Genomic DNA, 14,138 nt, shown 5'->3' on the forward strand with positions numbered 1-14,138 from the left:
CTCTCATCTCGCCTTCACGAGCACCTCATCGGCGGCGGCGAACATGCTTGACATGAAGATTCTGCGGACCCTCGGGATCATCGTGGTGGTCGCGCTCGCGGTGATCGGTCTCGCCGTGCTGCCCTCGATGGATGACGCCCCGCAGGCGCGGGCCGGGATCTCGGTCGGAGAGACTTCGGTCGCGGGCGGTGCGGAGGCCCCGGCGTCGGAGAGCGCGGCGCAGCCTGCGAGTGAAGGGGCGCAGCCTGCAGGAAAATCTGTCGCTCTGCCCGCGCCCACCGCCTCCGAACAGCCGGTGCGCGGTATCCACTCCGACACCGGGGTGGGCACGATGGAGCCCGTGGCGTCCCCTGCGCCCGCGCCCGCTCCGAAGCCGCGCTCCGCGGGCTCGTCCTCCAGCTCATCCAGCGGGTCCGGCAGCTCCGGCAGCTCTTCCTCGGGGTCGAACAGCTCCTCCTCCGGCAGCAGCAAGAGCGCCCCCTCCCGCCCTTCTGGCGTCTGCGAGTGGGACGACGGCGAGCTGGAGTGCGAGGACGACGACGACTCCGACGATGATGACGACGACGACTGACCGCCCCCACCCCGGCTGACCGTCTCCGCCCCGGCTGACCGCTCCTCTGCTGCGCAGCCGCGCCTCGGCTGACCGTTTCCAGCTCGGCTGACCGCGCCCGCCGCTCCAGGCCCTCCGGGCCGCTTCAGGCGGGGATGCCGAGGCGGGCGAAGGCGCTGCGGAAGATGGTCAGCCCGTCCAGACCCGGCAGCTTCTGGATCCGCTTGTCGAGCTTGTCCAGCTCCGAGGACTTGCCGCCGAAGAGATGGTTCATCACGTGCACCACCTCGGATTCGTCCATCATGCCGCTGCCCACCGGCTTCCAGACCCGGCTCATCACCAGGCGCACGATTTTCTGCGCCGCCTGCGAGGCCTCGAGCCGCTCCCTGCCCTGGGTGGTGTAGAAGGCGACGTGGCGGGTCTCCTGCTGGGCGATGCGCTTCAGCAGAGGGGACAGGGCCGGATGGTCGGTCAGTGCGGAGAGCCGACGGTAGGCGGCCACGGCCGAGAGCTCGTTGGCCGCGCCCCACACCATGTGCACGGCGACGAAGTCGGTCCCGGCGAGGTTGGTGAGCACGGACTGCTTGAGCGGCCCGAGCGCCCCCATCCAGCCCAGCTTCTCGCGCTTGGCCTTGATCTCGTCGTAGTCGACGATGATCCCGTGCCGCGCGAGCACCATCGAGAGCGCCTCCCCGTGCCAGAACTCCTCACGGTTCCACATCGTCATGAAGCCGCCGGCGTCCTCCTCGCGGTGGGAGGGCGTGACCAGCAGATCGCGCAGGAAGCAGGAGGTGTGGTACTCGACGTCGCACATATAGCGCAGCGAGCGCAGGGTCTGCGCATCCAGCGGCTGGGTGTCGAAGGTGTCGAAGTCGAGGTCCTCGTACTTCACGGGGATCGAGGTCTGGGCGAACTGATCGAGGTCGAAGGCCATGTCACACTCCGGTGCTGGGCAGAGAGCTGAGGTAGGGGTCCGGGAGATCGGGGCCGGGCAGGAGCCTGGTGATCTCGAACCGGGCGCGCCGCAGGGCAGCGCGATCGCGAGGGTCCGCGCCGAGCACGGCGAGGGCGGGGCGCAGGTCAGGATCGATGAGCCCGCCGCCGTCGAGCGGCGAGCCGAACGAGAGCAGCGCCCGGGCCGTGATGGCCTCACCGCGAGAGCGGGTGAGGCGGGCGATCGCCTCGGCGACGAAGAAGTCGACAGCGGCCTGATGCCGCTCGGCGACCATATCGAGGACGCGTCGCGCCTCCCCGGAGGTCCGGCGCGAGACCGCCACCAGGGCCGCCTGCAGGGACGCCTCCTGGATCGCCATGCGCGCCATATGGCCGGCGGGCAGGGCCTCGCCGGCCGTCACGTTCCACACCGGAGTCAGCAGCGGTTGGACCCGATCCACATGGAGACGGCGCAGCGCGGCCAGTGGATGTGGGTGGTGCCGGGCCCGGGGACGGTCGGTGGCGTGGTCCCCGGTGAGCAGATCGCGCAGGGCACGGGACTGCCAGAAGCGGTCCACCAGCCAGGTGGCCAGGAAGGCGGTGATCCGGGCCTCGTTGCCGGTGGTGGTCGCGAGCATCGCCCGCGACTCCCCGAGCGCCGAGGACTCCAGGCGCTGCAGCACCCCGAGGGCAAGGCGCAGGTCCTCGCCGAGCGGCTCCTCGGTCGCTTGCAGCGCGGTGTCCACCTCGAGCCGTGCGGTGCCCCTGCGCACATATGCGGCGACGTCGAAGTCCGTGTGCAGCACCGGGACGATGGTCTCGTCGAAGTGGAGATGCCCCGTGAAGCGTCCCTCGCGGGCAGGGCGTGCACGGGCGTCATGGGGATCCTGCACCTGGGAGTGAGGGGTCGAGGCCGCCGTGCCCCCTGTCAGGTCGACAACCACCTTCTACCTCTTCTCGTCGGTCGCGGCCTCGAGGGCCCCGGTCATTGTACGGAGGAGACCTGGCTGTGGGCTGATGCATGGACGCTTGGTAGGTTTCGGTCTGTGATCACTTCTGGCGCCTCCTCGCTCCCGGGCCCCGGTGGTGACGAGGTCGGCAGCGGCCTGCCAGATCTCGGCCGGTTCCGGGCCGCACTGCGACCTGCCGAGCTGCCGCTGCCGCACCCGGGAGACGTCCGGGAGGCCGCGCACCGGGCGAGCGACCTTCTCCATGCCGAGCACCCCCGTGACGCCCGCCGCCTGGTGGGGGAGTTCCGCCGGGTTCCCGCCGCTCCTGCGGACCGCTTCCATCTGCTGCGGATGGCGCTGCATGGAGCTCTGATGAGCGCTGACCCGTCCCGGATCAGGGATGACACCGCGGATCTGGTCTCCCTGCTGCACCGCCAGGGCTACTTCGAGCAGGCGGCGGCGATGCTGACCGTCCTGCTCGAGCGGGAGCCCGCGCTGTCGGGACCCAGCGCACTCAGCCGGGCGGCGCTCGAGACCGCACCCACCTCCCGTGGTCGTCGGCGAGGGCAGGCCCCGCAGGCGTCGGCCGAGATGCTGGTGGTGATGCGCGCCTTCGCGCGCTCCTCGCTGCCCGGACCGCGGGACGTCGCGCCGGATCCGCGACGGGATGCGGCCAGGCTGCGAGCGGCGCTGTCTGCGCTCCCCGCAGTACGGGAACGGCTGCTGGTCGACCCGGAGCTGGAACTGCGGCTGCACCTCGCCCAGGCGCTCGAGGGCATGGGCGACCTCCCGGGTGCGACCACCGCCGCGCTGGACCTCCTGGAGCTGAGCGAGCTGGCGGAGGTCGAGGCCGACGGGCCGCGCGCTGACCCTGCCCGCACCGTCATCGGCGCGCATGCGGTGCTGGCACGCACCCTCGGCATCGAGCATCCGCTGCAGGCGGTGCACCATGCGCTGGAGGCGCTCGAGGCCCTGCACGAGATCGAGGACCCGCCGCTGCGGATCGGGCTGATCACCGCGCTGCTGCGGGCCCTGATGGCCGCCGGCGCCGCCGCGCATGCCTCGTTCACCGCGGGCAGGCTGGTCTCCCTCCAGCGCACCCTCGGTCGCGAGGAGCTGCGCGTCGAGCCGCTGCTCGCCGTGGCCGCACAGCGGGTCCAGGCGGAGCGCTATGAGGCCGCCTGGGTGCCTCTCGAGCAGGCGCGCACCATCGCGCGAGGGCAGCGTGACCAGCACGGGCTGCTCGAGGCCGCCCGATTGGGCGCCAGCATCCATGAGCGGCAGGGCGAGCAGGCCGCGTCGCTGCGTGAGCTGCGCACGCTGGCCACTGCTGCCCGTCGCCTCGCTGACGACCTCAGCACCCCGGCCGCGGCACGCAGCGAGCTGATCCGCACCGAGCTCGAGGCCAGCGCCCTGGTGCTGCGGCGGGCGCTCGACCTTGAAAAGCTCGAGCCGGTCATCGCGGCGGCACGCGCGGTCGAGCGCCGCACCCGTCCGGACGGCGGCCGCCCGGTGCTGCCCACGGAGCTGCTCTGGGATCATCGGGTCGATGCCCGGGTGGGCCTGTTCATCGCCACCGGCGACGCCCTGGCACGTGGCGTGACGGGCGTGGAGGAGCGGGACTGCGAGCAGCGGCGCCGCGAGGCGATGCAGGCGATCGACGAGATGCCCCCGGGCCACGATGCCCGCGCCCGCTACTGGGCGACGTACCTCGATGACCGCCACGCCCACCTGCTCGCCGCGCGGGGGGAGCAGGCGCAGGCGCGCCGAGCGGCCCGTCGCGCCCGCGAGGGCTGGGCCCAGCTCGGCAGGGACGAGGACGTCACCCGGCTCGACGCGCTGCAGGAGCAGCTGGCGGGGGAGTGAGGGGCCCGCCGGCGCCTCAGCAGCCGGTGCCTCAGCAGCTGGCGCCTCAGCTGCTGGCGCCCCGCGTGCGGGTGCCTCAGCTGCCGTCGGCCGCCAGCATCGTGGTGCGCAGCACCTCGATCACCGCCGCCGGATCTGTCGCCGGATTCACGAACGCGAGCCGCAGCGCGACCTCCCCCTGGAAGGCGGTGGGCACGCACAGGAGCGTCCCCTCTTTCGCTAGCCGCTGCGACCAGCGGCGATAGTCGGCCGGCGTCCATCCGGGCCGACGGAACACCACCACCGACAGCTCCGGCTCGAGCAGCAGCTCGAGATGCTCCGTCTCCCCGATCGCGCGCGCCACGGTGCGGGAGGCCGCCAGGCAGCGCTCGACGGCGGCGGTGTACGCGGCCGTGCCATGGGTGGCGAGCGAATACCACAGCGGCAGCCCACGGGTGCGGCGAGAGAGGTGCGCGGCGAGATCCGAGGGGTTGGACTCGCCGCGGTCGATCGAGTCGAGATAGGCGGCGTGCTGGGAGTGCGCCGCCGCGGCCGGGCGCGGGTCCCGGTACAGCAGGGCGCAGCAGTCGTAGGGGGCGAACAGCCATTTGTGGGGGTCCACGATGAAGGAGTCGGCCTGCTCGATCCCCGCGAAGCGCTCGCGGGCGCTCGGCGCCGCCAGGGCCGCCCCGCCGTAGGCGCCGTCCACGTGCACCCAGGCGCCGTGGCGATGGGCGGCCTCGATCACGGAGGCGAGGTCGTCCACGATGCCCGCGTTGGTGGTCCCCGCCGAGGCGACCACCGCGCAGATCCGGGGGTCGGCCTCGAGCGCGCGCTCGAGCGCGTCGCCGGTGAGATGCCCGCGATCATCGACCGGCACGGAGATCAGGTCCATGTCCAGCAGCCGCGCGGCCGAGGAGATCGAGGAGTGCGCGGTCGAGGCGCAGGCCAGGGCCCAGCCTCCCTCCGGCCGGCGTCCGCGCCTCCGCAGTGCGTGGTCGCGGGCGGTCGCGAGCGCGGAGAGGTTCCCGTGGGTGCCGCCGGCGACGAACACCCCGGCGGATTCGGCGGGCCAGCCCAGCAGATCGGCGAGCCACCGCAGCACCTGGTTCTCGGCGAAGATCGCGCCCGCACCGTTCTCCCAGATCCCCCCGAAGACGTTCGCGGCGGAGACCACGGAGTCGAAGGCGACCGCGGCCCGGGTGGGTGCGGCCGGGATGTAGGCGAGGTTCATCGGATCCTCGGCGGAGCGGGTCGCGGGCAGCAGCACCTGGTCGAACAGCTCCATCGCCCGCTCAGCCCCGATGCCGCCCTCGGTGACGGTCTCGCCGACGTCCTCCTGCAGGGCGGCGGCGCTGCGGGCGGTGGTCTTCGGATCGGTGGCGACCGTGGTGTGCGCGGCAGCCCACTGCAGCGCGATGCTCACCGCCTCGCGCTCGTCTCCCCAGACCTCCGAATGCGCGCGATGGCTCTGCAGGGCATCGGCGGCCCGGGCGAAGGCCGACTGCTCCGATCGCTCCGACTGTTCGGACTGCTCTGTCTGCTTCGACTGTTCCGTCGGCTCCGCCCGCTCCTCCTGTTCCGACTGCTCCGTCGGCTCCGGTTGCTCCGTGGCGGTGGGGGAGGACGGGCTGTCTGCGGTTTTCTCGATCACGCCCAGCATGCTCCCACGCCGGACCCTCCTGCCGGAGCGGAACCGACCCGCTCCGTGCCCTGACAGCTCCGGCGCCCCTGCCGTACCGTGGAGGCAGCCCCGGAAGGAGCCTGGATGAGCAGCAGCGACGTCGAGGACCATGTCCACGGCCCGGAAGAGACCATCGCGGTCCGCGACAACCCAGCCATCGGACGCTACGAGGCGGTGCGCGGCGGCGAGGTCGTGGGCATCATGATCTACGAGCGGACCCGTCACCGGATCGAGCTGATCCACACCGTCACCGACCCCGCGCACAGGGGCGAAGGGGTGGCCTCCGTGCTCGTGCGCACCACGCTCGCCGAGGCCAGGGCGATCTCGTTGCCTGTCCTGGTGATCTGCCCCTTCATCGAGAGCTGGCTGCAGCGCCATCCCGAGCAGGCCGACGGCGTCATCGACGAGGACTGATCCCGGCCCCGGTGCTGGCCCCGGCCCCGGCCTCGGTGCCGGCCCACCCCATCTCCACTCTTCTAGCCACCAGAAGTCCCCTCGCCACCAGGTGTCCCCTCGCCACCAGAAATCTGTCTCTGGTGAGCTTTGAACGGCTGGGGAGCGTTCAACCGTCACCAGCGACAGAGAAGTGGTGGCGGGCTGACTGGCTGACTGGCTGACTGGCTGACTGGCTGACTGGCGGGCTGGCGAGTTGACGGGGTGGCTGGCTGGCTGGCGAGTTGACGGGGTGGCGGGTTGGCTCGCAGCGGGGACCGGTGACTGAGAGCAGGGGTACGCGCGGTCCGACAGGGGTGAGCCATGGAGTGCGGCGGAGTACCGTCGGGACATGGACGCTCTCGACCTCCTCCGTGACCTGACCTCCCGCCCCCGCGACGCCGCCGAGCGTCTGCGCCACCAGCTGAACCCGGCGACTCTCAACGCCCGACCCGGTGGACACCCCAACTCCGTGGCCTGGCTGCTCTGGCACACCGGGCGCGAGATCGATGTGCAGCTCGCCGATCTCGCCGACGGCGAGCAGGTGTGGACCGCGGACGGCTTCGACCAGCGCTTCGGCCTCGGCTCGGCCGGAGATGCTGTCGGCTACGGCCACACCCCCGCCGAGGCCCGTCGGATCCTGGTCGACGACGGCGCCGGACTGATCGACTACGTCCACGCCACGCTCGCCGCGCTGGACAGCTACCTCGACACCCTCTCGGTGGCAGCTCTCGACGACATCATCGACGAGCAGTGGGATCCGCCCGTCACCCGGGGCGCACGCCTGGTGAGTATCGTCGACGATGCCATCCAGCACCTCGCTCAGACGGCCTATGCGCTCGGGATGCCGCTGGGGGAGTGACCGCGGACCCGTCGGTACCCAGGCCAGCTCGGTGTCCGGGCCGGCTCGGTGTCCAGACCAGCTCGGTGTCCGGGCCGGCTCGGTGTCCAGACCAGCTCGGTGTCCGGGCCGGCTCGGTGTCCAGACCAGCTCGATGTCAGGACCAGCTCGGTGTCCAGACCAGCTGAACGATCAGATCAGCTCGTTCTCGATCCGCTCCAGATGGGCGCGACCCATCGCAGTGAGCGCGAAGTCCTGACGCTTCGCCCCGGTGCGGGCCACGTCGACCTTCTCGAGGCTGAGCACCCCCGACTCTGCCAGGCGCCGCAACGTGCGATAGAGACCGCGATCCGTGAGTGTCCACCCCGTGGCGTTCGCGAAGTGCGGTGCGATCCCCGTGGCCGAGATCGGACCGTGCTCGCCGACGATCCGCAGCAGCGCGAGGGTGGTCGCGGACTTCTTGTACACCTCGATCCAGGAGCGGGCCAGCTCCTCGACCCATTCGGCATCCTCCGCAGACAGGTCGGTATGCGAGGTCATGCGCGTCGCGCCTCGAAGCCGCGCTCGTGCAGCGCCGCCAGTCCGTGCGCGATCAGGCCGATCCCCCAGAACCCGGCCATGCCGAAGGTGGCGCCGAACCAGCCGGCGTTCAGAGCGAGGTGACCATCGCCCTGGATGGCAGGGGAGGCCGACGCGATCAGCACATAGGCGTGCAGCAGGTAGCCGGTATTGACGATCGCGTAGGTGAGGGCGTGGGCGACGAGGCGCCCATAGCGGACACGGCCCAGCGCCCGGCCGTAGATCACCAGGTATGTCGCATAGCCCAGCGCGATCACGAGCAGAGGAAGTGTGGTCAGCACCGTGATGCGGTGGCCCGCGAGCCCGATGATCAGGTGTGCGACCGCTGTGGCCGCAAGCGCGGCGAGGGCGTAGGGGAACAAGGTCGAGTGCGCACGGTCGGTGCGGGATGACGTCTCGGGCGGGGGAGATGCGGATGAGGTGGTCATGATGCCCTCCTGATTCCCATTGGCTGTGTACCAATGGTGCGGTGCGTATAGGCACTGTACCTCTGGTGCAGATCAAGCCGTCAAGGGTTCCGGGCGAACTCCCGTGGGCCCCTGCGTGACGAGGCATGCCTCGCCGAGGAGGCAAGTCTCACTGCCGCCGGTGGTCCGGTGGCCGCGGAACGCTCCTCCACATGGACCAGCCGTCCCCATCCGTCAGAGATCACGTCCCGACGGTCAGCCGGACTTCCTACACTGGCTCGGTGACATCTACCGAGGCCTTCGAAGCTGGACCCGACCGCGGCCTGGAGCGCACCCCGCCCCAGGACCTCCCCGCCGAGCGCGGCGTGCTGGGCGGCATGATGCTGTCCAAGGACGCGATCGCCGATGTGGTCGAAATCGTCCGCGGCAACGACTTCTACCGGCCCGCCCACGAGATGGTCTTCGAGGCGATCATCGACCTCTACGGGCGCGGTGAGCCTGCTGACCTGGTGACCGTCTCGGATGAGCTCTCCAAGCGCGGCGAGCTGGCCCGGGTGGGCGGCGGCGCCTATCTCGCCGATCTCATCGACATGGTTCCCACTGCGGCGAACGCCGGCTACTACGCCGAGATCGTGGTCGAGCGCGCCACCCTGCGCCGACTGGTCGAGGCCGGCACCCGGATCGTCCAGCTGGGCTATGCGTCCGACGGCGGCGAGGTCGAGGAGGCCATCAACGAGGCCCAGGCCCAGGTCTATGCGGTCACCGAGCGTGGTCAGAGCGAGGACTTCCTGCCGCTGGGCGAGGTGATCGATGAGACCCTCAACGCGATCGAGGCCACCCAGAACCGCGGCGGCCAGGTCACTGGCACCCCCACCGGCTTCGCCGAGATGGATGAGCTCACCCAGGGCCTGCATCCGGGTCAGCTGATCATCTTCGCCGGCCGCCCTGCGATGGGCAAGACGACCCTCGGCATGGACGTGCTGCGCTCCGCGTCGATCCACAACGGCAAGACCTCGGTGATCTTCTCCCTGGAGATGGACAAGACCGAGATCACGATGCGTCTGCTCAGCGCCGAGGCCCAGGTGCCGATGAACCGCATGCGCGATGGCTCGATGGATGACCGCGACTGGCAGTCGATGGCCCGCGCGATGAGCCGCATCGCCGACGCCCCGCTGTTCATGGACGACTCGGCGAATATGTCGCTGATGGAGATCCGTGCGAAGTGCCGGCGGCTCAAGCAGAAGCATGACCTCTCGCTCGTGGTCATCGACTACCTGCAGCTGATGAGCTCGGGGAAGAAGGTCGAGTCCCGCCAGCAGGAGGTCTCGGAGTTCTCCCGCGCCCTGAAGCTCCTGGCCAAGGAGATCCAGGTTCCGGTCATCGCGATCTCGCAGCTGAACCGTGGCAGCGAGCAGCGCACCGACAAGACCCCGATGATGAGCGACCTGCGCGAATCCGGCTCGATCGAGCAGGACGCCGACCTCATCCTGCTGATCCACCGCGAGGACTACTACGAGAAGGAGTCCGCCCGCGCCGGCGAGGCGGACCTCATCATCGCCAAGCACCGAAACGGCGCCACCAAGACGATCCCGGTCGCCTTCGAGGGCCACTACTCCCGATTCAAGGACATGGCCCACTCCGGCGGCGGCTTCAGCGGCTGAGCCGGTCGACTCGCCGCGCCCGGTCAGGCGTCGCCGAATGGTTCGCCCGCTACGTGTTCGGCGAGCAGCGACTCGGCCTCCGTGAGATCGCTCGGCGCGACCGGGGCGTCGAGCAGCGGATGCGCGCCGCCGCGCCAGAGGCGGACGCCGCCGGTGCGCCACACTATGAGTCCCGGTGCGGACAGCGGGGCCGACGAGCGGACGAGGTGGGCGCGCCGGGCCCGCAGAGTGTCCTCCTCCGGATCCCGCAGGGGTGGCATCTCGAGGGCTCGGAGCACCGAGTCTCCTGCCGATCCGCGGTGGTCGCGCACGTGCCACGAGCGTTGGCGCAGGTCCTCGCTGAGGCCGGGCAGCTCGGGCCCGGGCAGAGCGAGCACCTTGCCGTCGCGGAGCTGCGGCGCGGTGCCCGGTCCGAACGCCCGGGAGGTCAGCTCGGCGAGACCGGCGGTCACAGCGCCGAGCGGGCCGTCGGGCGGCTCATCGAGCCATCGCAGTTCCTCCCCGGGCGCGATCGCGGCGCGGGCGAGCACCTGGTCCTGACCGTCGACGCCGGTCATCTCGAACCAGGCCTCGGCGGTGTCGGTGCTGCTTGCCCTGCCGAAGAACATCGATGGTGCCGGGGCTTCCGACGGGCCGCCGTCTGGCCAGCGGGTGAACCACCTCGAGCTGTCCCCGACCCAGCGGCGCAGCACGGCGCGCAGCTCCCCCTGGTGGCGGATGCCGAGGGCGGCCGCGCCGGGGCGCAGCAACCCGGCGGGCGCGTCCGGGGCGGTGGGCCAGGGCTCCCACACAACTTTCGCGTTCATGGAGCCTCCCTGGGATGACCCTCTCCGAGATCTGGGTCGCTGAGTTGGGACAGTCGCCCATCAGGGCGAGACCACGGGTCGCAGAAGCTGCTCTGGCAGCTCGAACCGGCCGTGAGCCCTCCCGTCGTCGACGACGTCGCGAGATATCGCTGTGGCCAGGACACTACACTCGCCCAGCTCACCAGACCGAGTATGTGCGCTGTCCCGGGCCGTTTCTCGTCGATCGCGCCGTCCGCCGATCGGTGCAGCTCGGTGCCAGCTCCGCCGCCCGCTCCACCGGCGGCGAAAGCGTTCCCGCGGGAACGTCGGGGGCGAGCGTCTCGGAGTCCGCCTTCGGCGCTGCCCAGATCCTGTCCGTGCTGCTGGTCGCCACCATGTTCGACCCCTGGGTCAAGGGCATGGCCCGTGACCGGGAGGTTGGCCGAGGCTGGCAGGTGGGGGCGATGGTCTCGTACGCGGCGAAGGTGCTGGCGCTGGTGGTGCTCCTGTTCGACATGCAGCTGATGCTGTTCCGGAACACCTGGAGCGGTGGCATGGGCACCGCCCTCGTGCTCGGGAACTACTTCGCCGTCGTTGCCAGCGCCATGTCCATCCTGCTCACCGTGCTCAACTACATGGGAGCGCTCGCACCTCGCACTGGGACGACCTCGCGCGGAGCGGACAGGGACGCGACGGACGTCGAGCCGGCGCTTGCAGGCATGCCCGTGATCATCCCGACTCCGACCGTTCCGCCGGAGCTGAGGGACGGGCTCCGACGGCGCGCTGAGCTACAGAGCAAGGACAGCTCACGCCGCGCAGCTGACCGCTCAGCCGGCCCCGCCGCGGGCCGCGTCGCGCAGATGCGTCCCCGTCAGGCTCGCCTCCGCCGCGGCGACCTGCGCCGGAGCGCCCTGCGCGATGATCCGCCCACCCTTCGCACCCGCCCCGGGGCCCATGTCGATCACGTGGTCGCACTGGGCGATCACCCGCTGGTCATGCTCGACCACGAGGACCGTCTGCCCGGCGTCCACCAACCGGTTCAGCTCGCTCACCAGCAGATCCACGTCAGCAGGATGCAGGCCCGAGGTGGGCTCGTCCAGCAGGTACACGCTGTGCCCGCGCACGGTGCGCTGCAGCTCGGTGGCCAGCTTGATCCGCTGCGCCTCGCCGCCGGAGAGCTCGGTGGCGGGCTGGCCGAGGGTGAGATACCCCAGCCCGATCGCGTGCAGCGCATCCAGCGCCCGCGAGATCCTCGGATCGGCGGCGAACACCTCGCGGGCGTGCGTCACGGACAGCCCCAGCACCTCGGCGATGTTCAGCCCCTCCCACCGGACCTCGAGGGTCTCGGGGTTGTAGCGGGTGCCTCGGCAGCGGGGGCAGGTCGCATAGGAGCCGGGCAGGAACACGAGCTCCACCTCGATGTGTCCGGTGCCGCTGCACTCGGGGCAGCGGCCCTCGGCGACGTTGTACGAGAAGCGGCCCACGCCCCAGCCGCGCGCCCGCGCTTCGGGGGTGCCGGCGAACAGCCGCCGCACCCGGTCGAACAGCCCCGTATAGGTGGCCAGGCACGAGCGCGGCGTGCGGCCGATCGGCCGCTGGGTGATGTGCACGAGCCGGTCGATGCCCTCGGCGCCGCGCACCTCGCCGTGCCCTACCCGGTCATCCGCGACGCCGGAAGCGTCGGTGGGCGCGGCGACCTCGGTTCCGTCGGCCGACGGGTCGGGCTCGTCGGCCACCGTGGTGCGCACGCGCTCGCCGAGGATCGTGCCCAGGCAGTGCGTGACCAGCGTGGACTTGCCGGCCCCGGAGACGCCTGTGACCGCGGTGAAGGACCGCAGCGGCAGGCGCAGGTCCACGTCGCGCAGGGTGCGCGTGCTCAGCCCGTCGATCTCGAGCCAGCCTCCGGGCTCGCGCACGTCGTCGGATCCTCGTAGCGCGAGCGGTGCCGGGTCGAGGTAGCGGGCGGTCACCGAGTCCTGCGCCTCGCCCAGCCCCTCGGTGACGCCCGAGTAGAGAACCTCGCCGCCGTCGGAGCCGGCGCCCGGCCCCACGTCGACGATCCAGTCCGCGTCGGCGACCAGCGCCATGTCGTGCTCGACCAGCAGCACCGAGTTCCCCTCGGCGAGGAAGGAGTCCAGCAGGTGCTGGAGCATCGCCTTCTCGCTGGGATGCAGCCCGGCCGACGGCTCGTCCAGCACGTAGGCCACGCCGAACAGGCCCGAGCGCAGCTGGGCGGCGAGTCGCAGCCGCTGCAGCTCACCGGTGGACAGGGTGCCCGCCGGGCGATCCAGGGCGAGGTGCCCGAGGCCGAGGCCCACGATCGTGCGCAGCACCGGGAGCACGGAGGGCAGCAGGATCCTCTCCGCCTCCTGCTCCGGGGTGCCCTCGCCGCGGGGCAGCGCCTCGATGCGGGAGGTCAGCGCGGCGAGGAGGTCATCCAGCGGCAGCGCGGTGAGCTGCCAGATCGGCAGACCGGCATAGGTGACGCGCAGCGCGTCCGGCCCCAGCCGATGCCCCTCGCACAGCGGGCAGGTGGAGACCTCGAAGTGGGTGAGCGCGCGCCGGCGTGAGGACTCCGCCTTCGAGGTCGCCACCGTGTCGCGCAGGTATCGCTCCACGCTGCGCCACTGCCCCTGGTAGGTGCCATGGGCCTGGCCGGGCTCGCGCACCGGTTCGACGGTCACCACCGGCTGCTCCTCGGTGTGGAGGATCCAGTCGCGGGTCTCCTCCGGCAGTTCCCGCCAGGGGAGGTGGATGTCGATCCCGAGGGTCGCGAGGATGTCGCGGAAGTTCTTGCCGAGCCACGCCCCGGGCCACGCGGCGATCGCCCCGTCATCGATCGAGACGGAGGCGTCGGGGACCATCGAGGACTCCGTGGGCTCGCGCAGGGCGCCCACGCCGTGGCAGCGCGGGCACGCGCCGTCGGGCGTGTTCGGGGAGAAGAAGTCCGAGGTCAGGCGGCCGCTGGGGAGGCCGCTGTGCTGGGCGGCATGGAGGGCGGCGCCGCGCTCGAGGACGTCGGCCGGATGGTCGCCGGCCCGCGAGTACAGCAGCCGGATCGCGTTGGAGAGGTTCGTGGTGGTGCCGACGGTGGAGCGGGTGCCGCCCGCCGTGGTGCGCTGTTCGAGAGCGACAGTGGGCGGCATCCCGGTGACCGCCTCGACCCGGGGGTCCACGGCGCTGCCGATCAGCCGGCGCGCGAACGGCGCGACCGACTCGAGGTAGCGACGCTGGGACTCCCCATGGATCGTGCCGAAGGCGAGCGAGGACTTCCCGGAGCCCGAGACGCCGGTGAACGCCACGAGCCGACCGCGCGGAAGGTCGACATCGACATCCCGCAGATTGTGCAGTCGCGCGCCGCGCACGTGCACATAGCCGTCATCGCCGCCGGTCAGGGAGAGGTCGTGAAGATCCATCCCGCCAACGTAGCAAGCGGCGGCCGTGCCCGGGGTGCGGTCATGCCCCACCGGT

12 protein-coding genes are annotated in these 14,138 nt (G+C 71.3%); 5 read left to right on the forward strand and 7 right to left on the reverse strand.

Features of this window, described 5'->3' with window-relative positions; genetic code table 11:
* Positions 1-52 precede the first annotated feature (52 nt).
* A complete protein-coding gene (locus ACTH43_RS05585; protein ID WP_441443936.1) occupies positions 53-571 on the forward strand; it encodes a hypothetical protein in 519 nt (172 codons plus the stop codon).
* A gap of 124 nt (positions 572-695) precedes the next feature.
* Here the strand turns inward: ACTH43_RS05585 and ACTH43_RS05590 are convergent, their stop codons facing one another.
* A complete protein-coding gene (locus ACTH43_RS05590; RefSeq protein WP_441443937.1) occupies positions 696-1,484 on the reverse strand; it encodes a ferritin-like domain-containing protein in 789 nt (262 codons plus the stop codon).
* Between the two features lies 1 nt (position 1,485).
* Complete coding sequence (locus tag ACTH43_RS05595) at positions 1,486-2,427, reverse strand: hypothetical protein (RefSeq protein WP_441443938.1); 942 nt, start codon at positions 2,425-2,427, stop codon at positions 1,486-1,488.
* Positions 2,428-2,529: 102 nt separating this feature from the next.
* Here ACTH43_RS05595 and ACTH43_RS05600 point away from each other — a divergent pair, with 102 nt between their 5' ends.
* Positions 2,530-4,299, forward strand: a complete 1,770-nt coding sequence (locus ACTH43_RS05600) for a hypothetical protein (protein WP_441443939.1) — start codon at positions 2,530-2,532, stop codon at positions 4,297-4,299.
* Positions 4,300-4,375: 76 nt separating this feature from the next.
* Here the strand turns inward: ACTH43_RS05600 and ACTH43_RS05605 are convergent, their stop codons facing one another.
* Entirely contained in the window at positions 4,376-5,932 is a 1,557-nt protein-coding gene (locus ACTH43_RS05605; protein WP_441443940.1) for a pyridoxal phosphate-dependent decarboxylase family protein, read from the reverse strand.
* 114 nt (positions 5,933-6,046) lie between these two features.
* Here ACTH43_RS05605 and ACTH43_RS05610 point away from each other — a divergent pair, with 114 nt between their 5' ends.
* Together ACTH43_RS05610 and ACTH43_RS05615 are read left to right on the forward strand one after the other, a co-directional pair.
* On the forward strand, positions 6,047-6,376 hold the full coding sequence (locus tag ACTH43_RS05610) for a GNAT family N-acetyltransferase (RefSeq protein WP_441443941.1): 330 nt from the start codon (positions 6,047-6,049) through the stop codon (positions 6,374-6,376).
* 370 nt (positions 6,377-6,746) lie between these two features.
* Positions 6,747-7,256 carry a mycothiol transferase gene (locus tag ACTH43_RS05615; protein ID WP_441443942.1) on the forward strand — a complete coding sequence of 170 codons (510 nt, stop codon included), beginning with the start codon at positions 6,747-6,749 and terminating at the stop codon, positions 7,254-7,256.
* 171 nt (positions 7,257-7,427) lie between these two features.
* On the opposite strand, the gene ACTH43_RS05620 is transcribed toward ACTH43_RS05615, so the two are convergent.
* Together ACTH43_RS05620 and ACTH43_RS05625 are read right to left on the reverse strand one after the other, a co-directional pair.
* Positions 7,428-7,775 (reverse strand): PadR family transcriptional regulator, encoded by a 348-nt coding sequence (locus ACTH43_RS05620; RefSeq protein WP_441443943.1) that lies wholly within the window; start codon positions 7,773-7,775, stop codon positions 7,428-7,430.
* Positions 7,772-8,242, reverse strand: a complete 471-nt coding sequence (locus ACTH43_RS05625; RefSeq protein ID WP_441443944.1) for a hypothetical protein — start codon at positions 8,240-8,242, stop codon at positions 7,772-7,774. Before ACTH43_RS05625 ends, ACTH43_RS05620 begins: the two co-directional genes overlap by 4 nt.
* A gap of 260 nt (positions 8,243-8,502) precedes the next feature.
* Here ACTH43_RS05625 and dnaB point away from each other — a divergent pair, with 260 nt between their 5' ends.
* The gene (gene dnaB, locus ACTH43_RS05630; protein WP_345081390.1) at positions 8,503-9,882 is read left to right on the forward strand and encodes a replicative DNA helicase; all 1,380 of its coding nucleotides are present in this window, start codon (positions 8,503-8,505) and stop codon (positions 9,880-9,882) included.
* Positions 9,883-9,905: 23 nt separating this feature from the next.
* Here dnaB and ACTH43_RS05635 read toward each other — a convergent pair whose 3' ends face one another.
* Both ACTH43_RS05635 and ACTH43_RS05640 read right to left on the reverse strand, forming a co-directional pair.
* A complete protein-coding gene (locus ACTH43_RS05635) occupies positions 9,906-10,688 on the reverse strand; it encodes a hypothetical protein (protein WP_441443945.1) in 783 nt (260 codons plus the stop codon).
* 806 nt (positions 10,689-11,494) lie between these two features.
* Positions 11,495-14,083 carry an excinuclease ABC subunit A gene (locus tag ACTH43_RS05640; protein ID WP_441443946.1) on the reverse strand — a complete coding sequence of 863 codons (2,589 nt, stop codon included), beginning with the start codon at positions 14,081-14,083 and terminating at the stop codon, positions 11,495-11,497.
* Between the last annotated feature and the right edge of the window lie 55 nt (positions 14,084-14,138).

This window comes from Brachybacterium sp. (genome assembly GCF_052095815.1).
Classification (GTDB): Bacteria; Actinomycetota; Actinomycetes; order Actinomycetales; family Dermabacteraceae; genus Brachybacterium.